The sequence below is a fragment of the Bradyrhizobium sp. TM233 genome (assembly GCF_036247965.1).
GTDB lineage: Bacteria > Pseudomonadota > Alphaproteobacteria > Rhizobiales > Xanthobacteraceae > Bradyrhizobium > Bradyrhizobium ottawaense.
In genome coordinates this window covers 228,428-246,744 of sequence record NZ_BTIG01000001.1, presented here as the reverse complement: position 1 = coordinate 246,744, position 18,317 = coordinate 228,428, and the positions used below count along the sequence as shown (strand labels likewise).

Sequence of the window (18,317 nt, the reverse complement as noted above, 5' to 3'; positions counted from 1 at the left end):
ATCCCAGTGAGCCACGTTTCCCTGGCAGAACCGATCCAGCTCCCGCCGCCGTTCACATTGGTGCGGTTGCGCGAGAGTGGCGACGCTTTTGCCCACGCATGCCGCATTGCACCGGAGAGTGGCGCCGGCACGCTCGTCTATGTTGGGCGCTTTGACCTGGCGGAGTTCGCCGTGGTGCTCGAGCCGGCCGAGCCGCTGCGTAGCGCGCGGCGCGCGTTCTACGCCGGCATGGTCGCGCTCACCGATGCCCTGCGCGCCTGCGCGCCGCCGAGCAAGCCGATCGCGATCGGCTGGCCGGACGCCGTCAGGATCAACGGAGGTCTGGTCGGCGGCGGCCGCATGGGATGGCCTCTCGCGGCCGTTGAGGAGGAGCCGCCGCCGTGGCTGGTGTTCGGAGCGATGATCCGGACGATTGCCATGAATGACGATGAGCCGGGGGTTCATCCGCTCGCCTCGGCGCTCGACCAGGAAGGCTTTGGCGAGGCCGGCGCGGCGCAGGTCACGGAGAGCTTTGCCCGGCACCTGATGCTGGCATTCGATGGCTGGCAGGCGGACGGTTTTGACGGCGTCGCGCGCGAATATCTTTCCCGCATGCCCCGTGAACGGCAGACCGTGCGGCGGATCGACGATCGCGGCGATCTCCTCACGCGCCGGATCGGGATGGGCGCGATCGAGCGTGGCGACCTCGTGCAGGCGCTCGCGGCGCCATCCTGGCTCGATCCGGTACGCGGAGGGCCGCGGCTGTGAAGCTTCTGCGTACCATCGCGCTCGATCCCTCCGACACCTTCGTGTTCGACGTGGCGGCGGAGCCGGGCGAATGGGCCGTCTCCGGCGCTTTTCGCTTCTGGGATCGCGGTGGAGGAGAGCTCGAAGGCAAGGAGCGCGCGGCGTTTCGCGGCGGTTTCCTCGGGGTGCAATCCTGGGGCTGGTCGACGCTGGCGCAGATCGTTCCGGCGACCGAGGAGGATTGCCGCAGCCTGGTCGATCTCCTTGCCAGGCAACTCGTCGATCGTTTCGGAGCGCCGGACGTGGCGACCGCGAAGACGGCCGCGGAAGAAGAGGTGGCATTTTCGCAGTCGCTCTGCAGTCATCCGATCAGCTCACTTATTGCAGTGCACCGGACGGCAAACGACGGCGAGGTCCGCGAGTCCTTCCGCCGACTGCAGCTCCGCGAAGGGGATAGGCATGGCAAGGCGTTCTCGTTCATGGAAATGGAGGATGACATCGAGCCCGACAGCAATCTCAAGCTTGCGCATCTGGGTCGGGGGCCAACCGTCGGATGAACGATTTCTGGATCGCCTGCGGCCATCATCTGCTCGAGCGCGGCGAGGGCGGTGGACTGTGCGTCACCGACGAATTCCTCAAGGCCTATATTGCCCGTCCCGAACTGATGCCGCCGGAGGATGCGTGCCCGGTCGAACGCAGGCTGCACCGCGAATTGCTCGCCGACCCGCGCCAACCGGTCGGCGTCGGCGACATCGCCGGAATTGCCGATCCCGACGCCCGGGAGAACTGGCAGTTCGTGCTGGCCTTTCGCGATCTCCTGTTGCGGCACCCGACGCTCGAAGCCGCCTATCTTGCATCGGTGCGATCGGGCGCAAACGACCTGCCGCCGCTGTTCGTCAATCAGCTCGTGCACGTCATCCTGCGCAATGCGCTTGATGGTTGCGACGACCCGTTCGTGCTGCGTGCGGCCGAGCTGTTCTTCCGGATGCAGCGGATCCTGCCGCATGAGCAGGCCCTGCTGCTCGGGGACGAGGAGATCGTCGGCGGGCGGAACCCGACCCCGGTGCTCTCGCTGATGTCGATGCTGGGCGCCACGACCGATGCGGTGGTCGACGTGTTGAGCGAGGAGAATCTCGGGACCTATTGGCAGCGCAGCGACCAGTTCGACATGGCCCTCGACCTCACGGCCGGCGGACGCGGACCAGCCGCGCTGGCGCAGGCGATGACGCGCTGGATCTCCCATCTGCTTGGCATCGACGTCGTGATCGAGCCGCTGCGCGCGTTGCAGGAAGCGAAGCTCAGCTGGTATGTCGGGCTCGATGCCGACGCCACCAGGCTCGGCGACCGCCTCTGGCATGGCGAGGAACTCGATCAGCCCAGCGCCGATCGATTACTCGCATTGTTCCGGCTGACCCTTGCGGATGCAAGCCGCGCGCTCGACGATGTCAGGGACGAGCCGGTCTACCTGATCTTGTCGATGACGGCGGATCAGAAGCTGCGGTTGAAGCCGCAGAATCTGCTGACCGGGCTGCCGGTGAAACGCCTGGAGATGGTGACATGAGCCCTGCAGCGCTGCCATTGCTGTCCATTGCGATCGGCGTCGTGGTCGAGCGGCGCAAGGCTGACTCGCCCTGGGTCGATTTCGTCTGGCGCGGGATCGCCGTCCTGCCGGACGAGCCGGCCACGAGACCCTGGACCGTGCTTCGCGAGCAGGACGGCACGACGCTGTTCTATGCCGGAAGCGCGGCCGTCGATCTCTATCCGTCCGAGACAGCGCGCTATCGCGACAATCTCGCCTCCGGCAGTCCGAGCCTCTGGACCGTGCTGTCGCCCTCGGAAGGCGCTTGGCCCTATGCCATCACCGCGGTGACCGCCGATCCCGCGGAGGGCGAGGGTTTTACCGAAGCCGCCGACAATCTCGTCGAGGCCGTGCCGATGCCGGAGGTGCTGCGCGAAATCATTGAAAGGTTCGTGGCCGAGCACCATGTCGAGCGGGAATTCGTCAAGCGCACGCGGCGCCGCGCCGACCCGGAGGCGCTGGCGCGCCGCGAACATGAAGGCGGACAGGAATGAGCGACGAGGAGTTCCTTGCACGCTGGTCACGCCGCAAGCGTGAGTCGCAGGCGGAACCGGCGAAGCCTGTCGGGGCGCAGCCCACGCCTCCGTCCGAGGCAAAGGACGACGAGAGCGAGGTCGATCTCTCGAGCCTGCCGTCGATCGACGAGATCAACGCTACGACCGACGTCACCGCCTTCCTGAGCAAGGGTATTCCGCAGGAGTTGAGCCGTGCGGCGCTTCGCCGCGCCTGGGCGGCCGATCCCGCCATTCGCGACTTCGTCGGGCTCGCGGAGAATGCGTGGGACTTCAACGATCCGACCGCGATGCCGGGTTTTGGTCCGCTCGATTGCTCCTCGGAGGAGCTGGCCGCGCTCGTCGATCGCATCGTCGGCGGGGTGCGTGAGGCAGTCCGGTCTCTCCCCGAGGCGACGATTGAAACCGCGGATTCTTCAGCGCAATTGCATCAGGCCGATGCGACCGCCGTATCCGATATCGTCGAGCCGCCGGCCGAGGCGGAATACAAGGCGATCCCTGCTGCAGCGCAACCGACGGTGGCGGACAGATCTGCGGATTTTGCCGAACCCGTCAGGCCGCGTACGCACGGTGGTGCACTGCCGCACTGAGTAGCACGACCAAAGACTATAGGCCGGGGCTATGGGCGGGCGATTGACGGTTCGTGGAACCGGGATTACGCTTCTCCTTAGTGCTTTGTTAGAAAAGAAAAAATCAAGCAGACGGGACTCTTGGATGGGAGGTCCACGTGCGTGATGACGGGCTTGATCGCGCGATCGATGCCGCAGGCGGCATCGCTCCGCTTGCGCGCAAAATAGGTATCAGCCAGCCGTCCGTCTCGAACTGGACTCGCGTGCCCGCACAACGGGTGATTGCAGTCGAAACCGCCACCGGCGTTCCTCGCAACGACCTGCGGCCCGATCTCTACAGCGAACAAGCCGTTTCCTCGGAGCTCGTCGATCCCGTCGATGCTGCGCGTGCGCAGGAATACGCGCTGCTGGCAATGCTGCTGTCCGCGCCGCCGTCGAGACGATTGCTCGACCAGCTCGCCGCATTGACCGGTGACGCGACGCCGCTCGGGCGCGCGCACGCGATGCTGGCCGACGCCGCCTCGAGCGCCGTCGCAGCGAAGGTCGAGCGCGAATATTTCGATCTGTTCGTGGGGCTCGGTCGCGGCGAATTGCTGCCTTACGCCTCCTATTATCTCACCGGCTTCCTCAACGAACGGCCATTGTCGCGCCTGCGTGCGGACCTGGCGAGGCTCGGCATCGAGCGGGTTGCCAACAATTCCGAACCCGAGGATTCCGCCGCCATCCTGTGCGAGATCATGTCGGGCCTTGCCGGCGGGCACTTCGGCGTCTCGCCCGATGCCCAGCGCGCCTTCTTCGAAAAACATGTGTCGCCCTGGATGGGGCGGCTGTTCGCCGACATCGAGAGCGCCGGGACCGCCCGTTTCTATCGGGCGGTCGGCGCGCTCGGTCGCACCTTCATCGGGATCGAGACGGAAGCATTCACATTCGCCAACTGATCGACGCGCGTCGGTCCGGGAGAGATGCGATGAGTGAGGAAACCAAAGCCAAGGTCGGACGCCGCGATTTCTTGCGCAAGGTCGGCGTCGGCACGGTCGGCGCCGGCGCGACGCTCGCGACGCCGCTGGTCGGCTCCGCGCAAGCGGACAGCGAGAAGGACGATGAGAAGCGCAAGGCGCGCTACAAGGAATCCGACCACGTGAAGGCCTATTACCGCGTCAATCGCTACCCGGCTTGAGAGGGAGGCCGCCCGTGCTTATCAAGCGAACACACCAGCGTTCCGATCGCCGCGGCTCCGTCGCGAACACCCTGGCAGGCCAGACCACCGGTCTCGATCGCCGCACCTTCCTCCTTCGGTCCGGTCTTGCGGGTGGCGCGCTCGCGGCACTCGGCACCATGCCGGTTTCAGGCGTGCGCAAGGCGGAAGCGGCCGCGGCGGGGCCGCTGACCGTCGGCGCCGCCGTCAAGAAGAGCATCTGCACGCACTGCTCGGTCGGATGCACCGTGACCGCGGAGGTCTTGAACGGGGTCTGGATCGGCCAGGAGCCGAGCTGGGAGTCCCCCATCAATCGCGGATCTCATTGCGCGAAGGGCGCTTCCGTGCGCGAGCTGGTGCACAGCGAGCGGCGTCTGCGCTATCCGATGAAGCTCGTGAACGGGCAATGGACGCGCGTCTCCTGGGACACCGCGATCAACGAGATCGGCGACAAGATCCTCGAGATTCGCGAAAAATCGGGACCGGATTCCGTCTATTGGCTCGGCTCGGCCAAGATGACCAATGAAGGCTCGTATCTGTTCCGCAAGCTCGGGGCGTTCTGGGGCACCAATAACACCGATCATCAGGCCCGCATCTGCCATTCCACCACCGTCACCGGCGTCGCCAACACCTGGGGCTACGGCGCGATGACCAATAGCTACAACGATATTCGCAATGCCAAGACCCAGATGATCATGGGTGGCAATCCGGCGGAGGCGCATCCGGTTTCGTTGCAGCATCTGCTCGAGGGCAAGGAGCTGCAAAAGGCCAACTTCATCGTCATCGATCCGCGCATGACGCGCACTGCCGCGCACGCGACGGAATTCGTGCGGATGCGTCCGGGCACCGACATTCCGGTGCTCTATGGCATCATGTGGCACATCCTCCAGAACGGCTGGGAGGACAAGGAATTCATCAAGCAGCGCGTCTACGGCTTCGACGATCTCCGCAAGGAAGTGGAGAAATGGAATCCGCAAGAGGTCGAGCGCGTCACCGGCATTCCCGGCGAACAGCTCAAGCGGGTGGCCAAGATGTTCGCCACCGAGAAGCCGTCGACGCTGATCTGGGCCATGGGCCAGACCCAGAAGACCGTCGGCACCGCCAATGTGCGGGCGAGCTGCATCCTGCTGCTCATGACCGGCAATGTCGGCGGACGGGGCATGGGCGCCAACATCTTCCGCGGCCACGATAACGTGCAGGGCGCGACCGATGTCGGGCTCGATATCGTGACGTTACCGTTCTACTACGGCCTTGCCGAGGGCGCCTGGAAGCACTGGTCGCGGGTCTGGGAAGTCGACTACGAGTTCCTGAAGTCGCGCTTTGATTCCAAGCAGATCATGGAAACTCCCGGCATTCCGCTGACCCGCTGGTTCGAGGCGGTGACGCTGCCGAAAGATCAAATCGCCCAGAAGGACAACGTGCGGGCCGTGTTCGTTCAGGGCCACGCCAGCAACAGCATCACGCGCATTCCGGAGTCTCTCAAGGGCCTGAAGGCGCTGGACCTGCTCGTCATTGCCGACCCGCATCCCACGACCTGGGCGTCGCTGGCGGTGGAGGCTGGCCGCAAGGATGGCATCTACATTCTTCCGGTGGCCACGCAATTCGAGTGCAAGGGATCTCGCGTCGCCTCGAACCGCTCGCTGCAATGGGGCGAGCAGATCGTGAAGCCGATCTTCGAATCCAAGGACGACCTCGAGGTCATCTATCTGGTGGCCAGGAAGCTCGGCTTCGCCGACCAGATGTTCAAGAAGATCAAGGTCGAGAACAACCTGCCTGAAGCGGAAGATGTGCTGCGCGAGATGAACCGCGGCAGCTGGTCGACCGGCTATTGCGGCCAGTCGCCGGAGCGGCTCAAGGCGCACATGAAGAACCAGGCGAAGTTCGACATGCTGACGATGCGCGCGCCCAAGGACGATCCCGAGGTCGGCGGCGATTATTACGGCCTGCCGTGGCCGTGCTGGGGCTCGCCGGAGGTCAAGCATCCCGGCACGCCGCTGCTCTACAACACCAATCTCGCGGTGATGGACGGCGGCGGCACGTTCCGACCACGCTTCGGTATCGAGCGCGAGGAGAAGCTGCCGGACGGAACCACGCGCAAGGTCAGCATGCTGGCCGACAAATCCTATTCAAAGGATTCCGAGATCCAGGACGGCTACCCCGAATTCACGCTGGCGAGCCTGAAGAAGCTCGGCTGGGACACCGATCTCACCGAAGCGGAGATGGCCACGATCATGAAGGTCAATCCGACCAATCCGGATTCGGTGTCGTGGTCGCTCGATCTCTCGGGCGGCATCCAGCGGGTTGCGCTCAAGCACGGCTGCGTGCCTTATGGCAATGGCAAGGCTCGCATGAACGCATTCGGCCTGCCTGATCCGATTCCGGTCCATCGCGAGCCGATCTACACGCCACGCGTCGACCTCGTCGAGAAATATCCGACGCTGCCCGATGCCAAGCAGTTCCGCATGCCCAACATCGGCTTCTCGGTGCAGAAGGCTGCCGTGGAGAAGGGGATTGCCAAGCAGTTCCCGCTCATCCTCTCCTCGGGCCGTCTGGTCGAGTATGAGGGCGGTGGCGAGGAGACGCGTACCAATCCGTGGCTTGCCGAACTGCAGCAGGACATGTTCATCGAGATCAATCCGGCCGATGCTGCCGATCGCGGCGTCAAGGACGGCGGCTGGGTCTGGGTCACGGGCGCAGAGAACAATTCCAGGGCGAGGATGAAGGCGCTCGTCACCGAGCGCGTCGGCAAGGGCGTCGCCTGGATGCCTTTCCATTTCGGCGGCTGGCTGGGAGGCAAGGATCTTCGCAGCGCCTACCCGAAGGGGACCGATCCGATCGTTCTTGGCGAAAGCGCGAACACCATCACAACCTACGGATACGATCCCGCGACCGGTATGCAGGAGCCCAAGGTCACGCTTTGCCAGATCGCGGCGGCATAAGGAGCAACGACGATGGCACGTATGAAATTCCTCTGCGACGCCGACCGTTGCATCGAATGCAATGCCTGCGTCACTGCCTGCAAGAACGAGCATGAGGTGCCCTGGGGCATCAACCGGCGCCGCGTGGTCACCATCAATGACGGCAAGCCGGGCGAGCGCTCGATCTCGATGGCCTGCATGCATTGCACCGACGCGCCTTGCGCGGCGGTGTGTCCGGTGAACTGCTTCTACACCACCGCCGATGGCGTGGTGCTGCATTCCAAGGATCTCTGCATCGGCTGCGGGTATTGCTTCTACGCCTGTCCGTTCGGCGCGCCGCAATATCCGAAGGTCGGAAACTTCGGCTCGCGCGGCAAGATGGACAAATGCACCTATTGCGCCGGCGGCCCGGAGGCCGACGGAAGCAAGGAGGAATACGAGAAGTACGGCGCCAACCGCCTGGCCGAGGGCAAGCTGCCGCTGTGTGCCGAGATGTGCTCGACCAAGTCGTTGCTTGCGGGCGACGGCGAGATCATTGCCCAGATCTACAAGGAGCGCGTCATGAAGCGCGGCTACGGCTCGGGCGCGTGGGGCTGGAAAACCGCGTATCGCGAAACGATCGAGTCCTGAAATGGACGGCCGAAGGGCGCACAACACCGGGAGGACGTGATGGCGTCATTTGAAAGGATCATTCGCCTGGCTTTCGGCGCGTGCGCGCTGCTCCTCTTGGTCATGGCGGCGCCCGCAAGTGCCCAGCAGGTCAATCCGACCGCGAGTGCGGTCAAGGAGCAGCAGCTTTTGCAGGAGCTCAACCGGATCCAGGGTCGCGTCAGCATTCCCGATCAGCGGTCGGGCGTTCTCGAGCAGCCGCAGGGTCGGGAATGGCGGGAATTCCGCAACGTGACATTGCGCTGGATTGGCGGCATTGCCATCCTCGGCATGATCGCGGCCATCGTCATCTTCTATCTCTCCGTCGGGATGGTCCGTCTCGAAGCCGGACGGTCGGGCCGCACCATCGTGCGCTTCAACATGTTTGAACGGTTCGTGCACTGGATGACGGCAACCTGCTTCATCGTTCTGGCCATTTCCGGGCTGAACATCACGTTCGGCCGGCCATTGCTGCTGCCGCTGATCGGCTTCGAAGCCTTCTCCGAATGGTCGCAATGGGCAAAGTACGCCCACAACTATCTGAGCTTCCCGTTCACCATCGGCGTCGTCCTGATCTTCCTGATGTGGGTCGGCGGCAATATCCCGAACAAGGTGGATGTCGATTGGGCCAGGCGCGGCGGCGGCCTGATCGGTCACGATCATCCGCCGGCCTATCGCTTCAATGCCGGCCAGAAGATGATCTACTGGATCGTCGTGATCGGCGGCGGTCTGGTTGCAATCACGGGGTACGCGCTGATGTTCCCGTTCTATATGACCGGGATCGAGGCCATGCAGATGGCCCAGATCGTCCACTCCATTGTGGCCGTCCTGTTTGTCGCGGCGATGATCGGGCACATCTATATTGGCACCATCGGAATGGAAGGTGCGTTCGAGGCGATGGGCTCAGGCGAGGTCGACGTCAACTGGGCGCGCGAACATCACAGCCTCTGGCTCGACGAGCAGAGGGCGCGAACGGGACCGAACGACGGACGGCCGCACCCCGCAACCGCGGCGGCCGAGTAGAGCGGGACGGCCTGAGAGCGGACGGTGCGCTCTACTGAGCCGGCTCTCTCGCAAACAGGACGGAGCGGTCCTGCATCTCCTGTTCGGGGAGCTTGCCGGACTGAGCCGTCTGCATGTCCTGGATGGATGGCATGCCGCTTTGACCGAAATGGAGCAATGCGTGCGATCTGAGCACGCCAGTGGCGGTGCCGGCGAGAAACAAGGCTGCAATGAGCGAGAGCATGAGGCGTTTCATGCGCATCTCCGTCTGCCATTTCCACCCGGCACAACGGATACACCTGGATTGTCTCGCGCGATGTGAGCCACTTCACAGCCAGCGGTTCCACAATTGTTGAAGGAACCCGGCGGTGGATGGGCGCCGAATGCCGGCGTCAGCTCAGGCCTGGCCTCGGAGTAGACCCCTCCAGCGCAAAACTCGGCTCAACCTTGAGAGGGCCCTCACGCCGAAGACTGAATAGGGTATCGCAGCTCCGATGGGTGTGGGGAAAGGCAGTCGCGCTCTCCCGCTACCAACAATTTCAACCCGCTCCCGATATCTGTCGCGCAAGGCTTCGACGCAAGGCTTCGACCACAAGGCTTCGACCACAAGGCTTGGACCACAAGGTTTGGGCCCACGCCGCGCTGGCGCGCCGCGTCGCCTGGCGCGCGCGACTAGGAACTCCCGGGCACGATCAAAGCTTGAATCCGCGGGCCAGCCTCGCCGCCGATCGCTGGCCTGCACGGCCCCGCCTCCAAGCCCCCCATACCCCCCAGGGTGGGGCCGTGCTTCACGAGAGGAGATGCAATTGTCCGAGCCGACCGAGCAAGAGATCAGAGAACGCGCGCACCGCTTGTGGGAGCAAGACGGCAAGCCCGAAGGCCGTGAAGAGGAATTTTGGAACGCGGCCGAGCAAGAGCTGCGCAACGAGGATAAGTCGAACACGTTGCGGACGCCGGATACGCTGTGACCGACAAGAAGTGCCCATTTTGCCAGGGCCTGGGATGGGTCTGTGAGAACCATCCGCTCCGGGCCTGGAGCGAGAAGCTCGGCGGCTGCCGCTGCGGTGAGGGCATGCCCTGCACCTGCAACACGACCGAGGATCCGGAAGTCAGAGTGGTGATCGTCGAAGCCGACACGACGTGGCATTGAGCTGCGTCGGCGTTCTCGACGTGATGGTGCGCAGGATGGGGTGAGCCCTTGCGAAACCAGACGGCTGCCGCTTCGCTCGACCCTCCTGCCAGCCCGAGCCATCCGACGCGCTGCTGCGTTGGGAACAGACTATCCCCGAAAGGAATTCAATCTCCGAACAGTACGGGCTCTGACAACAATCCTTTCCCACGGCAGTGTCGGTGGTGGACGAGCAGAAAAAGATAGAGCACCAGATCGAACTCGCCACGCGAGCGGCCGCGCTCGTCAGGGACGAAACCACCGGCCAGCGCTTCCGAAGCTTTGCCGAGGAGCTGAAGCGAAAGCTCCGCCGCATGATGCGCCGCGGCCAGGTACGCGCACGCGCCTACGAGCTCTGGGAGCAGGCGGGACGGCCAAGCCATCGCGAGCTGGAGTTCTGGCTCGAAGCGGAGCGGCAGTTCGAGGAGGAGCGCGAGGAGCGGAGGGGCTCCGATACGTCCTCGAAACGATAGCTCCCGGCGCGATGGAGGGGCATCCATCCGGGCCTTTGCAAGGCCGTCATGCCCGGGCTCGTGTCCCGCCTGCGGCGCAGCGCGAGGGGGAACCCCTCCCTCTCCGCCGTCGTCCGAGTTTCCATCCAGAAGAAATCGGTGACTGTGGCTGACGCACACGCAGCGACTCTCTGACGCACGCCCCTGGTGCGAGGTTGCGTCTCTGCGGTTCCGGCTTTGAGCGCAGCCAAGTGCACGACACGCGCATTCGTGGAACGACTGACGCAACCTTTGCAGCGGCGGGACGACATTTGCACAACGTTTGGCGTGACATATCATGCAAGCTCGCGCAGCTGTTCCGTGTTCGCAATCACCGAACGCATCAAATGCGAGCAATCGCCGCGCCTACAATTCCCATTCTGCCTATGGGCTACCTCACACATTGAAAATGAGCGGTCTCACAATTTGCTGACACGATGCCAGGCGTCATCCGTTGCTTTGTCTAATTCAGGTTGTATGGTGGCCGCGAGAGCATTTCGACTTGGTCGATGACGTGTGGGCGGTGGGTGCTGTCCACATCGTTGGTGATCGTGATCAGAAGATCGGAAGATCAGAAGATCAGAAAAAAATGTTCGCCAGTGGATGAAATGAGGGACAGAGGACAATGACCGAAGGATTAGGACAATGTCGCTGCTCCAGATCAATCTCTTCGGCGGTGTCGAAGTAGTTTCTGCTTCCGGTGAGTCGGTATCGATCCCCAGCCGCAAGGCTGCGACTCTTCTGGGCTATGTCGCCCTCAGTTCCCCACGGGCCATTTCACGCGGCAAGCTCGCCACCCTGTTATGGGACGGTCACTTCAGCGATCGCGCGCGTGCCAGCCTTCGACAAGCTCTGCTCACATTGCGGCGCGTGCTGCCGCAATATTCCGATGTGATCTCGGCCGATCGCGACGACATCCGTATCTGCCCGACCACGATAAGTACCGATGTCTGGGAATTCGAGCGCCTGCTGAGGGAAGGCCATCCCGAGCGGTTGGCCCGTGCGGCGGCGCTTTATCGAGGCGACCTTCTCGAGGGCCTCGGCTCGACGTCTTGCCAATTCGAGGCCTGGCTGTCTGCCGAGCGCCAGCGACTGAGAACACTGGCGATGCAGGCGCTTGCGGGCCTGCTGGACGCCGACGAGCGCGAACACATGGATATCGCGATTGCGCTCGCGCTGCGCATTCTCGCGATCGACCCGCTTCAGGAGGGGGTCCATCGCATATTGATGCGCTGTTATGCGCAGCAAGGTCGCCGTGCCGACGCGTTGCGCCAGTATGACCTGTGCCGCTCCGTGCTGTGGCGGGACGTTCGCGCAGTGCCGGAGCAGGAGACCGAACAGCTGCAGCGCGAGATTCGCCGCATGTTCTGCGCGTCCCCGCGATCTGCCTCACTCAAATTGCCCCGCGCCAAAAACTTTGACGCAACTTTCACGCTCGACGTGACGCCTGCATCACGATCCCTGTCGTAGCTCTAGCCGCCCGCACAGTGATCCCGACTCCCTTCGGGAAGCGCGTGTCGCTCGCGGGTCAGGCACTTCATCAGGAGATTTTGATCATGACTGGAACACAGCAGCAGTACGAGGATTACGGCCAACTGGACCCGCAGGGGATTTTCGGCTCCATCCTCGGCGGTGCGGCCGGACGCGTTATCGGTGGTCTGCTCGGCGGCAAGAAGGGAAAGACCATCGGCGGTGTCGTCGGCAATATCGGCGGAGGTTTCCTGCCGTTTTCCGCCGGTCCGGACATGCCGCAAGGGGCGGCGCAGGTCTCCGAGATGGAGCTGCAGAGCTTCTGGAGCGTGCTGAAGAAGATCGGCCAGGGCGTGCAGACCGGTGTGAACATCGGTCACCAGCTCGGCGTGTTCAGCGCCGGCCAGCCCGGTCTGCAGCCGGCCGCGGCCGCGCCGCCGACCGACATGGAGCTGCAGAGCTTCTGGAGCGTGCTGAAGAAGATCGGCCAGGGTGTGCAGACCGGTGTGAATATCGGTCACCAGCTCGGCGTCTTCAGCGCCGGCCAGCCCGGCCTGGCGCCCGCCGCGGCAGCACCGCCGACCGACATGGAGCTGCAGAGCTTCTGGAGCGTGCTGAAGAAGATCGGCCAGGGTGTGCAGACCGGTGTGAATATCGGTCATCAGCTCGGCGTGTTCAGCGCCGACCAGCCGGGCCTGCAGCCGGCCGCGGCAGCGCCGCCGACCGACATGGAGCTGCAGAGCTTCTGGAGCGTGCTGAAGAAGATCGGCCAGGGCGTGCAGACCGGTGTGAATATCGGTCACCAGCTCGGCGTCTTCAGCGCCCAGCCCGGCCTCGAGCCCGCCGCGGCAGCACCGCCGACCGACATGGAGCTGCAGAGCTTCTGGAGCGTGCTGAAGAAGATCGGCCAGGGTGTGCAGACTGGTGTGAATATCGGTCATCAGCTCGGCGTCTTCAGTGCCCAGCCCGGCCTGGAGCCGGCTGCGGTAGCACCGCCGACCGACATGGAGCTGCAGAGCTTCTGGAGCGTGCTGAAGAAGATCGGTCGAGGTGCCCAGACCGGCCTGGATATCGGCCACCAGCTCGGCGTGTTCAGCGCCGGCCAGCCCGGTCTGCAGCCGGCAGCCGCACCGCCGACCGACATGGAGCTGCAGAGCTTCTGGAGCGTGCTGAAGAAGATCGGCCAGGGTGCCCAGACCGGCCTGGATATCGGTCGCCAACTCGGCGTCTTCAACGCCGGCCAGCCCGGTGGCACGATGCACTAGACCCAACACGCAGAGGGCGGGCGCAAGCCCGCCTCTGCGCACAGAATGATTGGAAGCCAGATGGCGGATTCAAACGCGTCGCAGCACTTCATCGTGCAGGGAGACCCGGTCCAATCCGGTCAGCTCAACGAACACCTGCAGCGTGAACCCGGCGTGACGCGAGTAGCGCAGGTCGCTCCCGACGTCGTCATCCTTTCGATGACGAAGACACAGGCCGATCGCCTGAAATCGACGTTTGCCACGCTCGTGGTCGAACCGGATTCAGCGCTGAAGCCATTCGATGCCGACTGATTTCGGTCGGCAAACATTGGACACGCAAAACATCAAGGAGGCCGCAATGGCCACGAGAGGCAAACCAGGAACTTCCGGGCAGAGCGAGCACGATGCGACCGGAGCGGCGGCAAACGCCAACGGCGCCGATCCCGGACACGGTGGCAGCCAGTCACCGGCACCAGGGCAGGAGCCCGCAACGATCGTATCGCGCCGATCGCAATTCATGATCGCGCCGCAGCAGCAGCCCGGGCTTGCGACCTTCAGTGTCGACTTTCTGACCCAGCAGCTCACCAACAGCCCCGACATCGAAGTGGTGAAAACGGTCTCTCCGCCGCGCCTGTTCGGATTTCAGAGCGCGGACTTTGGACAAGCGCCGCTCCGTCCGCTGGTTCTCGCCAAGATGACTCCCGACAAGGCCAAGTTGCTGCAGACCCAGGCCCAGGGGCGTTGCGCGGTGGAGCGTGACGAGCGGCTGACCTACATGCTCGATCCGACCACGCCGCAGCTTCCCAATCCGGGCGTGCTGACGCCGCTGGCCGACGGCTTCACTGCAACCATCGAAGTCTTGGGTCAGGACGGCCCGCTGCCCGAAGCCGAGGTCTATGTGTTCGGCAGCATGTGGCCGGCACAGGGCATCACCGACGCCGCCGGCCGTGCCACGGTGACTCTGCAGGGCGAATCGCCGGAGACCATTCGCTCGATCCTGGTCAAACCGAAGATCGACTACTGGACCTTCTGGCTCGATCGTCCGCAGCTCGTTCCCAACAGCGTCAACCGGATCGCCGTGAGGGCGCTCGGTGCGGTCTTGCGCAACTTCCCCGGCCAGCAATTGATGGGCTGGGGTGAGCGCGCGATGGGCCTCGATCGTCTGCCGCCGTCCTTCGACGGCGCCGGCATCAAGATCGCGGTGATCGATTCCGGCCTGGCGCCGACCCATCGCAACCTGCACGGCATCACGGTAGGCACCAGCATCGTCGGCAATGACAAGGCGGCGTGGACCGTCGACACGATCGGCCATGGCTCGCATTGCGCTGGAATCATCGCCGGCGGTCCGGTCGGCCCCGGTGGCGGAATCCGCGGCTTCGCGCCGGCGGCGGAAATCCATGTTTGCCGCATCTTCCCGGGCGGCCGGTTCAGCGATCTCGTCTCTGCGCTCGATTACTGCATGGAGCACGGCATCGATGTCGCCAATATGAGCCTGGGTGGCGGCGAGCCGTCGCAAATCATCGAGGACCGCATCATCCGGGCCAAGCAGATGGGCATGGCCTGCATCATTGCTGCCGGCAATTCGTCGGGGCCGGTGCAGTTTCCCGCGTCGACGCCGCATTGCCTGGCGGTCGCCGCATTGGGCAAGTGGGGCGAATTCCCCGATGACAGCTATCATTCGCAGCAAGCCCTCGACGGCTTCCAGAGCCGCGACGGATATTTCCCGGCCAAGTTCTCCTGCTTCGGACCGGAGGTCGACGTCTGCGCGCCCGGTGTCGGGATCGTCTCGTCGCTTCCCGCCGATGGTTTCGGTGCATGGGACGGGACCTCGATGGCGACGCCACATGTCACGGGACTGGCCGCGCTCGTGCTGGCGCACCATCCGGACTTCACCAAAGGCAACTTCCAGAATCGCGACGCACGCCGTGTCGAGCGGCTGTTCCAGATCCTGAAGGAAACCGCGACACCGCTGCAATTCGGCGACCCGAATCGGACCGGTGCGGGACTGCCGAACGCGATGCGGGCGCTCGGCCTCGAAACCGGCGTCGCCCCGGTTGCCGCCGCTGCGTCGGCAACCGATCCTTCGCTGGCAACGCTGCGTCGTCTGCTCGGATTGCCGCCGGCGGACGCACCGAGCATGGTTCCGGCGAGCGCCCCGGCGCCGCAGTCCGCCGCTCCGGTGCAGGCCAGTGCCGGTTCAGTGGCGCGCGGTCCGGCACAAACGGCAGGCGCGATGACGCTGCAGTCCGTCGATCCCACGCAAAGCGGCTCGAGCTACGTCGCCCGCGGTCCCGCACAGACGGCGAGCGCGACATTCGTCCCCACGATGATGGATCCCGATCCGGCCCAGATCCGGCAGATCATGCACAAGGTCGGATTGCTGTAACGCGGGTCAATGTGATTTGCGAAAAGGGGCACAGCGGCAGTCGCCGCTGTGCCCCGATCGTTTGTTGCGCTGTTGGGGGATTTGGAAGAGCGCGGGTCGTAGGATGGGTAGAGCGCTTGCGAAACCCATCATGTCTCCGCATCGGAAATGTCATGATGGGCTTCGCTTCGCAACACCCATCCTACGGGCTGCAATTTGTCTATCCTACTCGTCTTCCTCGCCCCCAAACTCGTCATACCAAGCTTTGTCAGCTTCGCTGCGCTTCAGCCGATCGTATTCATCGGTGATCTTCTTTAGCTGGGTCACCTTGCCATTCATGTTGAACACGGCTTCCTTGGGCAGTTGCTCAGGATCAAAGAAGTAGAATCGGTCTGCCAATTCGACCATAGCGATGCCCTGCCGCACGCAAGCGTCGAGCAAATCTTCCCGCTGGCTAGATCCCAGACGGGCGCTGCCTCCGAGCACCTTCACGAGATTAGCCTTGCTGATCTCGAAGAACTTCTTCTCCTTCGCTTTCCTTCGCTCCTGCCGATAGAAGCCTTGCAAGGCGTAGTCGATGAACGTCTTGGCCTTGGACATAGAAATATCTCCCTCAATCAATGGACGCTAAATAGCAATCTTTTCTTAATACGTCAATTAAGGTAAGTACCAAAAATAGTCGCATTAAACTGTGGGTATGGCAGGCGGTCCCACCGCTTGGTTATTGCGCCTAACCGTCCGGCGAGCCCCTGTGTCGCCACCCGTCAACCCCGCCCCACAAAAATATTCCACTTTACCGAAATTCGGTTTCGACGTATGTGTCGTTCATCCCGGCTCACCCAAGAGGGGCGACTATGTGTCGTCACTGTCGCGAGCCGGGGTTGCGGTGGACGCGGCAGCGTCGGCGCGAGAGGTGCGGGCAGGGCGGGTAGTCCCTGTGAGTCCGTGGCCGCGTGCGGACGACGGCGCTGCCAGGCTTCGTCTCGTCTGTAAGTTTCCGGCTTCGTCGACGGGGCCCGGGAAAACTGCGGCGACATGGCGGGCCGTGCGTACGGCAAAACCGTGTGGTCCTGGCCGTCGTTGCTACGGTCAAGCTCTTGCGGAGGTGCGAGCGAGCCCAACCGGGCAGACTGCATCATCCAAATTCGCAGGGGCGAGGGAGGCCAAAAGGAATGGTCGGCTCCCGGGAGATCACGGCATAAGCCGTCCAGCCACTGCGCAGGGAAGGCCGAGTGATCGGCACCACCTGTATGCTGCTGTGCGGTTCTCTCTGCGTGTGCATTTCGCGCAGCGGACCGCGGGTGCGAGCTGGCACCCGGCCTTCCCTGCGCCCTCTTGGCTTTAGAGGGTAGCGAGATGAAGCAAAGCTCGGGCGAAACGCGCCGCGAGAACGAAATGGCGCGTCTGCGATTTGGGAATCGATGAAAGATGGTCTCGTGCCCCGGACGCTGCGCAGCGCTGTCCCGGCGATGCGAAGCATGGTCCGGTTCAGCGGTGCGCTGCAGAGCCCGGGCCCATCTATCGGCGCTGTGCCATGTTGCTCTGGGTCCCGGCTCTGCGCCGCAGCGCTTGCGCGTTGCAGCTTGTCCGGGACACGAGAGTGAGCGGCGATGCCAATGACAAGGTTGGGGAAGCTACGGCACTGCGTGGCACGATCTCGTCCATCGCATGGGCAGAATCTGCCGGGACGGATTTGCCGGCGCGACGGGCCTGCCGTCTGCAATTGGCGATAAGTCCTTGATGAACATGAATCCGCGAGCTGGCATGCGCGTTGCACGCAGAAGCTGCGTTCGCAAATGAACAGTGGAGTTCGGGTATGAGTGTCGGCAGTTTGAGCAGCATCGGTGGTGGCAGCGCGGCGGGCTCGCCATTCTCAGCCAGCCCATCCAAATCGGCCGATGACTCCAAGACGGGCGCGTTGGCCTTCTCGTCCCTGCTGCAGGACGGCACGCCTTACGACGAGATCAAGGTCGACCTGCCGAACGGCATGTCGGTCGGCGTCTTCCACTTCGGCGGCGGTGGCTTCGATAGTCAGGCGCTCAAGTCCATCGAGGATTTCGTGCAGGCACTCGCGCACGAGCAGACGTTGGGGCAGCCGGCGTCGTCGAGCGCCGATCAGGCCGGCAATGACGGGACGCCCGCCGCGGTCGGACTCGACATGATCCATGTCGATCTGCCGAACGGAATCTCGTTCGAGGTCCGGCATTCCCAGGGCAAGCAGCCCATGGACAGTGCCGCGATCATGAAGCAGCTCACCGACGCCGCCGAAGAGCTCGCCGAATCCCTTTCACATTATTCGCCGGCATCGGGCGCGGCATCTGCCTACGCCGCGCAGCAGGCCGCCGCGTCCGGCCGGAGCAGCCAGCTCGACGCCCGCAGCTGATGCGCGCGCAAACAGCGTGACGATGTCATGCTGGCATTCGCCGCGCT

The 18,317-nt window shown here is 63.8% G+C and carries 20 protein-coding genes; 18 read left to right on the top strand and 2 right to left on the bottom strand.

Going from position 1 to position 18,317, the window contains the following annotated elements:
* Window positions 1-6 precede the first annotated feature (6 nt).
* From AABA86_RS01175 to AABA86_RS01130, 10 genes are all read left to right on the top strand, one after another.
* Window positions 7-747 (top strand): biotin/lipoate--protein ligase family protein, encoded by a 741-nt coding sequence (locus tag AABA86_RS01175; RefSeq protein ID WP_338305466.1) that lies wholly within the window; start codon window positions 7-9, stop codon window positions 745-747.
* Complete coding sequence (locus AABA86_RS01170) at window positions 744-1,283, top strand: DUF6505 family protein (protein WP_212248853.1); 540 nt, start codon at window positions 744-746, stop codon at window positions 1,281-1,283. The genes AABA86_RS01175 and AABA86_RS01170 overlap by 4 nt, the downstream gene beginning before the upstream one ends.
* Window positions 1,280-2,287, top strand: a complete 1,008-nt coding sequence (locus AABA86_RS01165) for a DUF6352 family protein (protein WP_212248854.1) — start codon at window positions 1,280-1,282, stop codon at window positions 2,285-2,287. The genes AABA86_RS01170 and AABA86_RS01165 overlap by 4 nt, the downstream gene beginning before the upstream one ends.
* Window positions 2,284-2,799: a DUF3305 domain-containing protein gene (locus AABA86_RS01160; protein WP_338305465.1), complete on the top strand. Its 516-nt coding sequence runs from the start codon at window positions 2,284-2,286 to the stop codon at window positions 2,797-2,799. The genes AABA86_RS01165 and AABA86_RS01160 overlap by 4 nt, the downstream gene beginning before the upstream one ends.
* Entirely contained in the window at window positions 2,796-3,407 is a 612-nt protein-coding gene (locus AABA86_RS01155; RefSeq protein ID WP_338305463.1) for a DUF3306 domain-containing protein, read from the top strand. Before AABA86_RS01160 ends, AABA86_RS01155 begins: the two co-directional genes overlap by 4 nt.
* Window positions 3,408-3,544: 137 nt before the next feature.
* Window positions 3,545-4,324 carry a molecular chaperone TorD family protein gene (locus AABA86_RS01150; protein WP_338305462.1) on the top strand — a complete coding sequence of 260 codons (780 nt, stop codon included), beginning with the start codon at window positions 3,545-3,547 and terminating at the stop codon, window positions 4,322-4,324.
* A gap of 29 nt (window positions 4,325-4,353) precedes the next feature.
* Entirely contained in the window at window positions 4,354-4,563 is a 210-nt protein-coding gene (locus AABA86_RS01145; protein ID WP_212248858.1) for a twin-arginine translocation signal domain-containing protein, read from the top strand.
* Window positions 4,564-4,577: 14 nt separating this feature from the next.
* Window positions 4,578-7,520 (top strand): formate dehydrogenase subunit alpha, encoded by a 2,943-nt coding sequence (locus AABA86_RS01140; RefSeq protein ID WP_212248859.1) that lies wholly within the window; start codon window positions 4,578-4,580, stop codon window positions 7,518-7,520.
* A 12-nt stretch (window positions 7,521-7,532) separates the two neighbouring features.
* Window positions 7,533-8,129: a formate dehydrogenase FDH3 subunit beta gene (gene fdh3B / locus AABA86_RS01135; RefSeq protein ID WP_007592757.1), complete on the top strand. Its 597-nt coding sequence runs from the start codon at window positions 7,533-7,535 to the stop codon at window positions 8,127-8,129.
* 39 nt (window positions 8,130-8,168) lie between these two features.
* Window positions 8,169-9,170, top strand: coding sequence for a formate dehydrogenase subunit gamma (locus tag AABA86_RS01130; RefSeq protein ID WP_212248860.1), 1,002 nt, complete (start codon window positions 8,169-8,171; stop codon window positions 9,168-9,170).
* 31 nt (window positions 9,171-9,201) lie between these two features.
* Here the strand turns inward: AABA86_RS01130 and AABA86_RS01125 are convergent, their stop codons facing one another.
* Entirely contained in the window at window positions 9,202-9,405 is a 204-nt protein-coding gene (locus AABA86_RS01125) for a hypothetical protein (RefSeq protein WP_246550346.1), read from the bottom strand.
* A 550-nt stretch (window positions 9,406-9,955) separates the two neighbouring features.
* On the opposite strand from AABA86_RS01125, the gene AABA86_RS01120 reads away from it, so the two are divergent.
* The 7 genes from AABA86_RS01120 (at window position 9,956) to AABA86_RS01090 (ending at window position 15,908) form a co-directional block, all read left to right on the top strand.
* On the top strand, window positions 9,956-10,117 hold the full coding sequence (locus tag AABA86_RS01120) for a DUF2934 domain-containing protein (protein WP_212248862.1): 162 nt from the start codon (window positions 9,956-9,958) through the stop codon (window positions 10,115-10,117).
* Window positions 10,114-10,299 (top strand): hypothetical protein, encoded by a 186-nt coding sequence (locus tag AABA86_RS01115; protein ID WP_212248863.1) that lies wholly within the window; start codon window positions 10,114-10,116, stop codon window positions 10,297-10,299. Before AABA86_RS01120 ends, AABA86_RS01115 begins: the two co-directional genes overlap by 4 nt.
* Before the next feature lie 203 nt (window positions 10,300-10,502).
* On the top strand, window positions 10,503-10,790 hold the full coding sequence (locus AABA86_RS01110; protein ID WP_212248864.1) for a DUF2934 domain-containing protein: 288 nt from the start codon (window positions 10,503-10,505) through the stop codon (window positions 10,788-10,790).
* A 663-nt stretch (window positions 10,791-11,453) separates the two neighbouring features.
* Window positions 11,454-12,278 (top strand): AfsR/SARP family transcriptional regulator, encoded by an 825-nt coding sequence (locus tag AABA86_RS01105; RefSeq protein WP_212248865.1) that lies wholly within the window; start codon window positions 11,454-11,456, stop codon window positions 12,276-12,278.
* An 86-nt stretch (window positions 12,279-12,364) separates the two neighbouring features.
* Window positions 12,365-13,543, top strand: coding sequence for a hypothetical protein (locus AABA86_RS01100; RefSeq protein ID WP_338305461.1), 1,179 nt, complete (start codon window positions 12,365-12,367; stop codon window positions 13,541-13,543).
* A 60-nt stretch (window positions 13,544-13,603) separates the two neighbouring features.
* Window positions 13,604-13,834 (top strand): hypothetical protein, encoded by a 231-nt coding sequence (locus tag AABA86_RS01095; RefSeq protein ID WP_338305460.1) that lies wholly within the window; start codon window positions 13,604-13,606, stop codon window positions 13,832-13,834.
* Window positions 13,835-13,880: 46 nt separating this feature from the next.
* On the top strand, window positions 13,881-15,908 hold the full coding sequence (locus AABA86_RS01090) for a S8 family peptidase (protein ID WP_338305459.1): 2,028 nt from the start codon (window positions 13,881-13,883) through the stop codon (window positions 15,906-15,908).
* A gap of 204 nt (window positions 15,909-16,112) precedes the next feature.
* On the opposite strand, the gene AABA86_RS01085 is transcribed toward AABA86_RS01090, so the two are convergent.
* Complete coding sequence (locus AABA86_RS01085; RefSeq protein ID WP_338305458.1) at window positions 16,113-16,487, bottom strand: hypothetical protein; 375 nt, start codon at window positions 16,485-16,487, stop codon at window positions 16,113-16,115.
* 1,216 nt (window positions 16,488-17,703) lie between these two features.
* On the opposite strand from AABA86_RS01085, the gene AABA86_RS01080 reads away from it, so the two are divergent.
* Window positions 17,704-18,270 (top strand): hypothetical protein, encoded by a 567-nt coding sequence (locus AABA86_RS01080; protein ID WP_338305456.1) that lies wholly within the window; start codon window positions 17,704-17,706, stop codon window positions 18,268-18,270.
* Window positions 18,271-18,317 lie beyond the last annotated feature (47 nt).

Coding starts and splice junctions, on each gene's coding strand:
- AABA86_RS01165 (WP_212248854.1), top strand. CDS start 1,280: ATGAACGATTTCTGGATCGCCTGCGGCCATCATCTGCTCGAGCGCGGC.
- AABA86_RS01160 (WP_338305465.1), top strand. CDS start 2,284: ATGAGCCCTGCAGCGCTGCCATTGCTGTCCATTGCGATCGGCGTCGTG.
- AABA86_RS01155 (WP_338305463.1), top strand. CDS start 2,796: ATGAGCGACGAGGAGTTCCTTGCACGCTGGTCACGCCGCAAGCGTGAG.
- AABA86_RS01145 (WP_212248858.1), top strand. CDS start 4,354: ATGAGTGAGGAAACCAAAGCCAAGGTCGGACGCCGCGATTTCTTGCGC.
- fdh3B (WP_007592757.1), top strand. CDS start 7,533: ATGGCACGTATGAAATTCCTCTGCGACGCCGACCGTTGCATCGAATGC.
- AABA86_RS01130 (WP_212248860.1), top strand. CDS start 8,169: ATGGCGTCATTTGAAAGGATCATTCGCCTGGCTTTCGGCGCGTGCGCG.
- AABA86_RS01125 (WP_246550346.1), bottom strand. CDS start 9,405: ATGAAACGCCTCATGCTCTCGCTCATTGCAGCCTTGTTTCTCGCCGGC.
- AABA86_RS01105 (WP_212248865.1), top strand. CDS start 11,454: ATGTCGCTGCTCCAGATCAATCTCTTCGGCGGTGTCGAAGTAGTTTCT.
- AABA86_RS01100 (WP_338305461.1), top strand. CDS start 12,365: ATGACTGGAACACAGCAGCAGTACGAGGATTACGGCCAACTGGACCCG.
- AABA86_RS01095 (WP_338305460.1), top strand. CDS start 13,604: ATGGCGGATTCAAACGCGTCGCAGCACTTCATCGTGCAGGGAGACCCG.
- AABA86_RS01090 (WP_338305459.1), top strand. CDS start 13,881: ATGGCCACGAGAGGCAAACCAGGAACTTCCGGGCAGAGCGAGCACGAT.
- AABA86_RS01085 (WP_338305458.1), bottom strand. CDS start 16,487: ATGTCCAAGGCCAAGACGTTCATCGACTACGCCTTGCAAGGCTTCTAT.
- AABA86_RS01080 (WP_338305456.1), top strand. CDS start 17,704: ATGAGTGTCGGCAGTTTGAGCAGCATCGGTGGTGGCAGCGCGGCGGGC.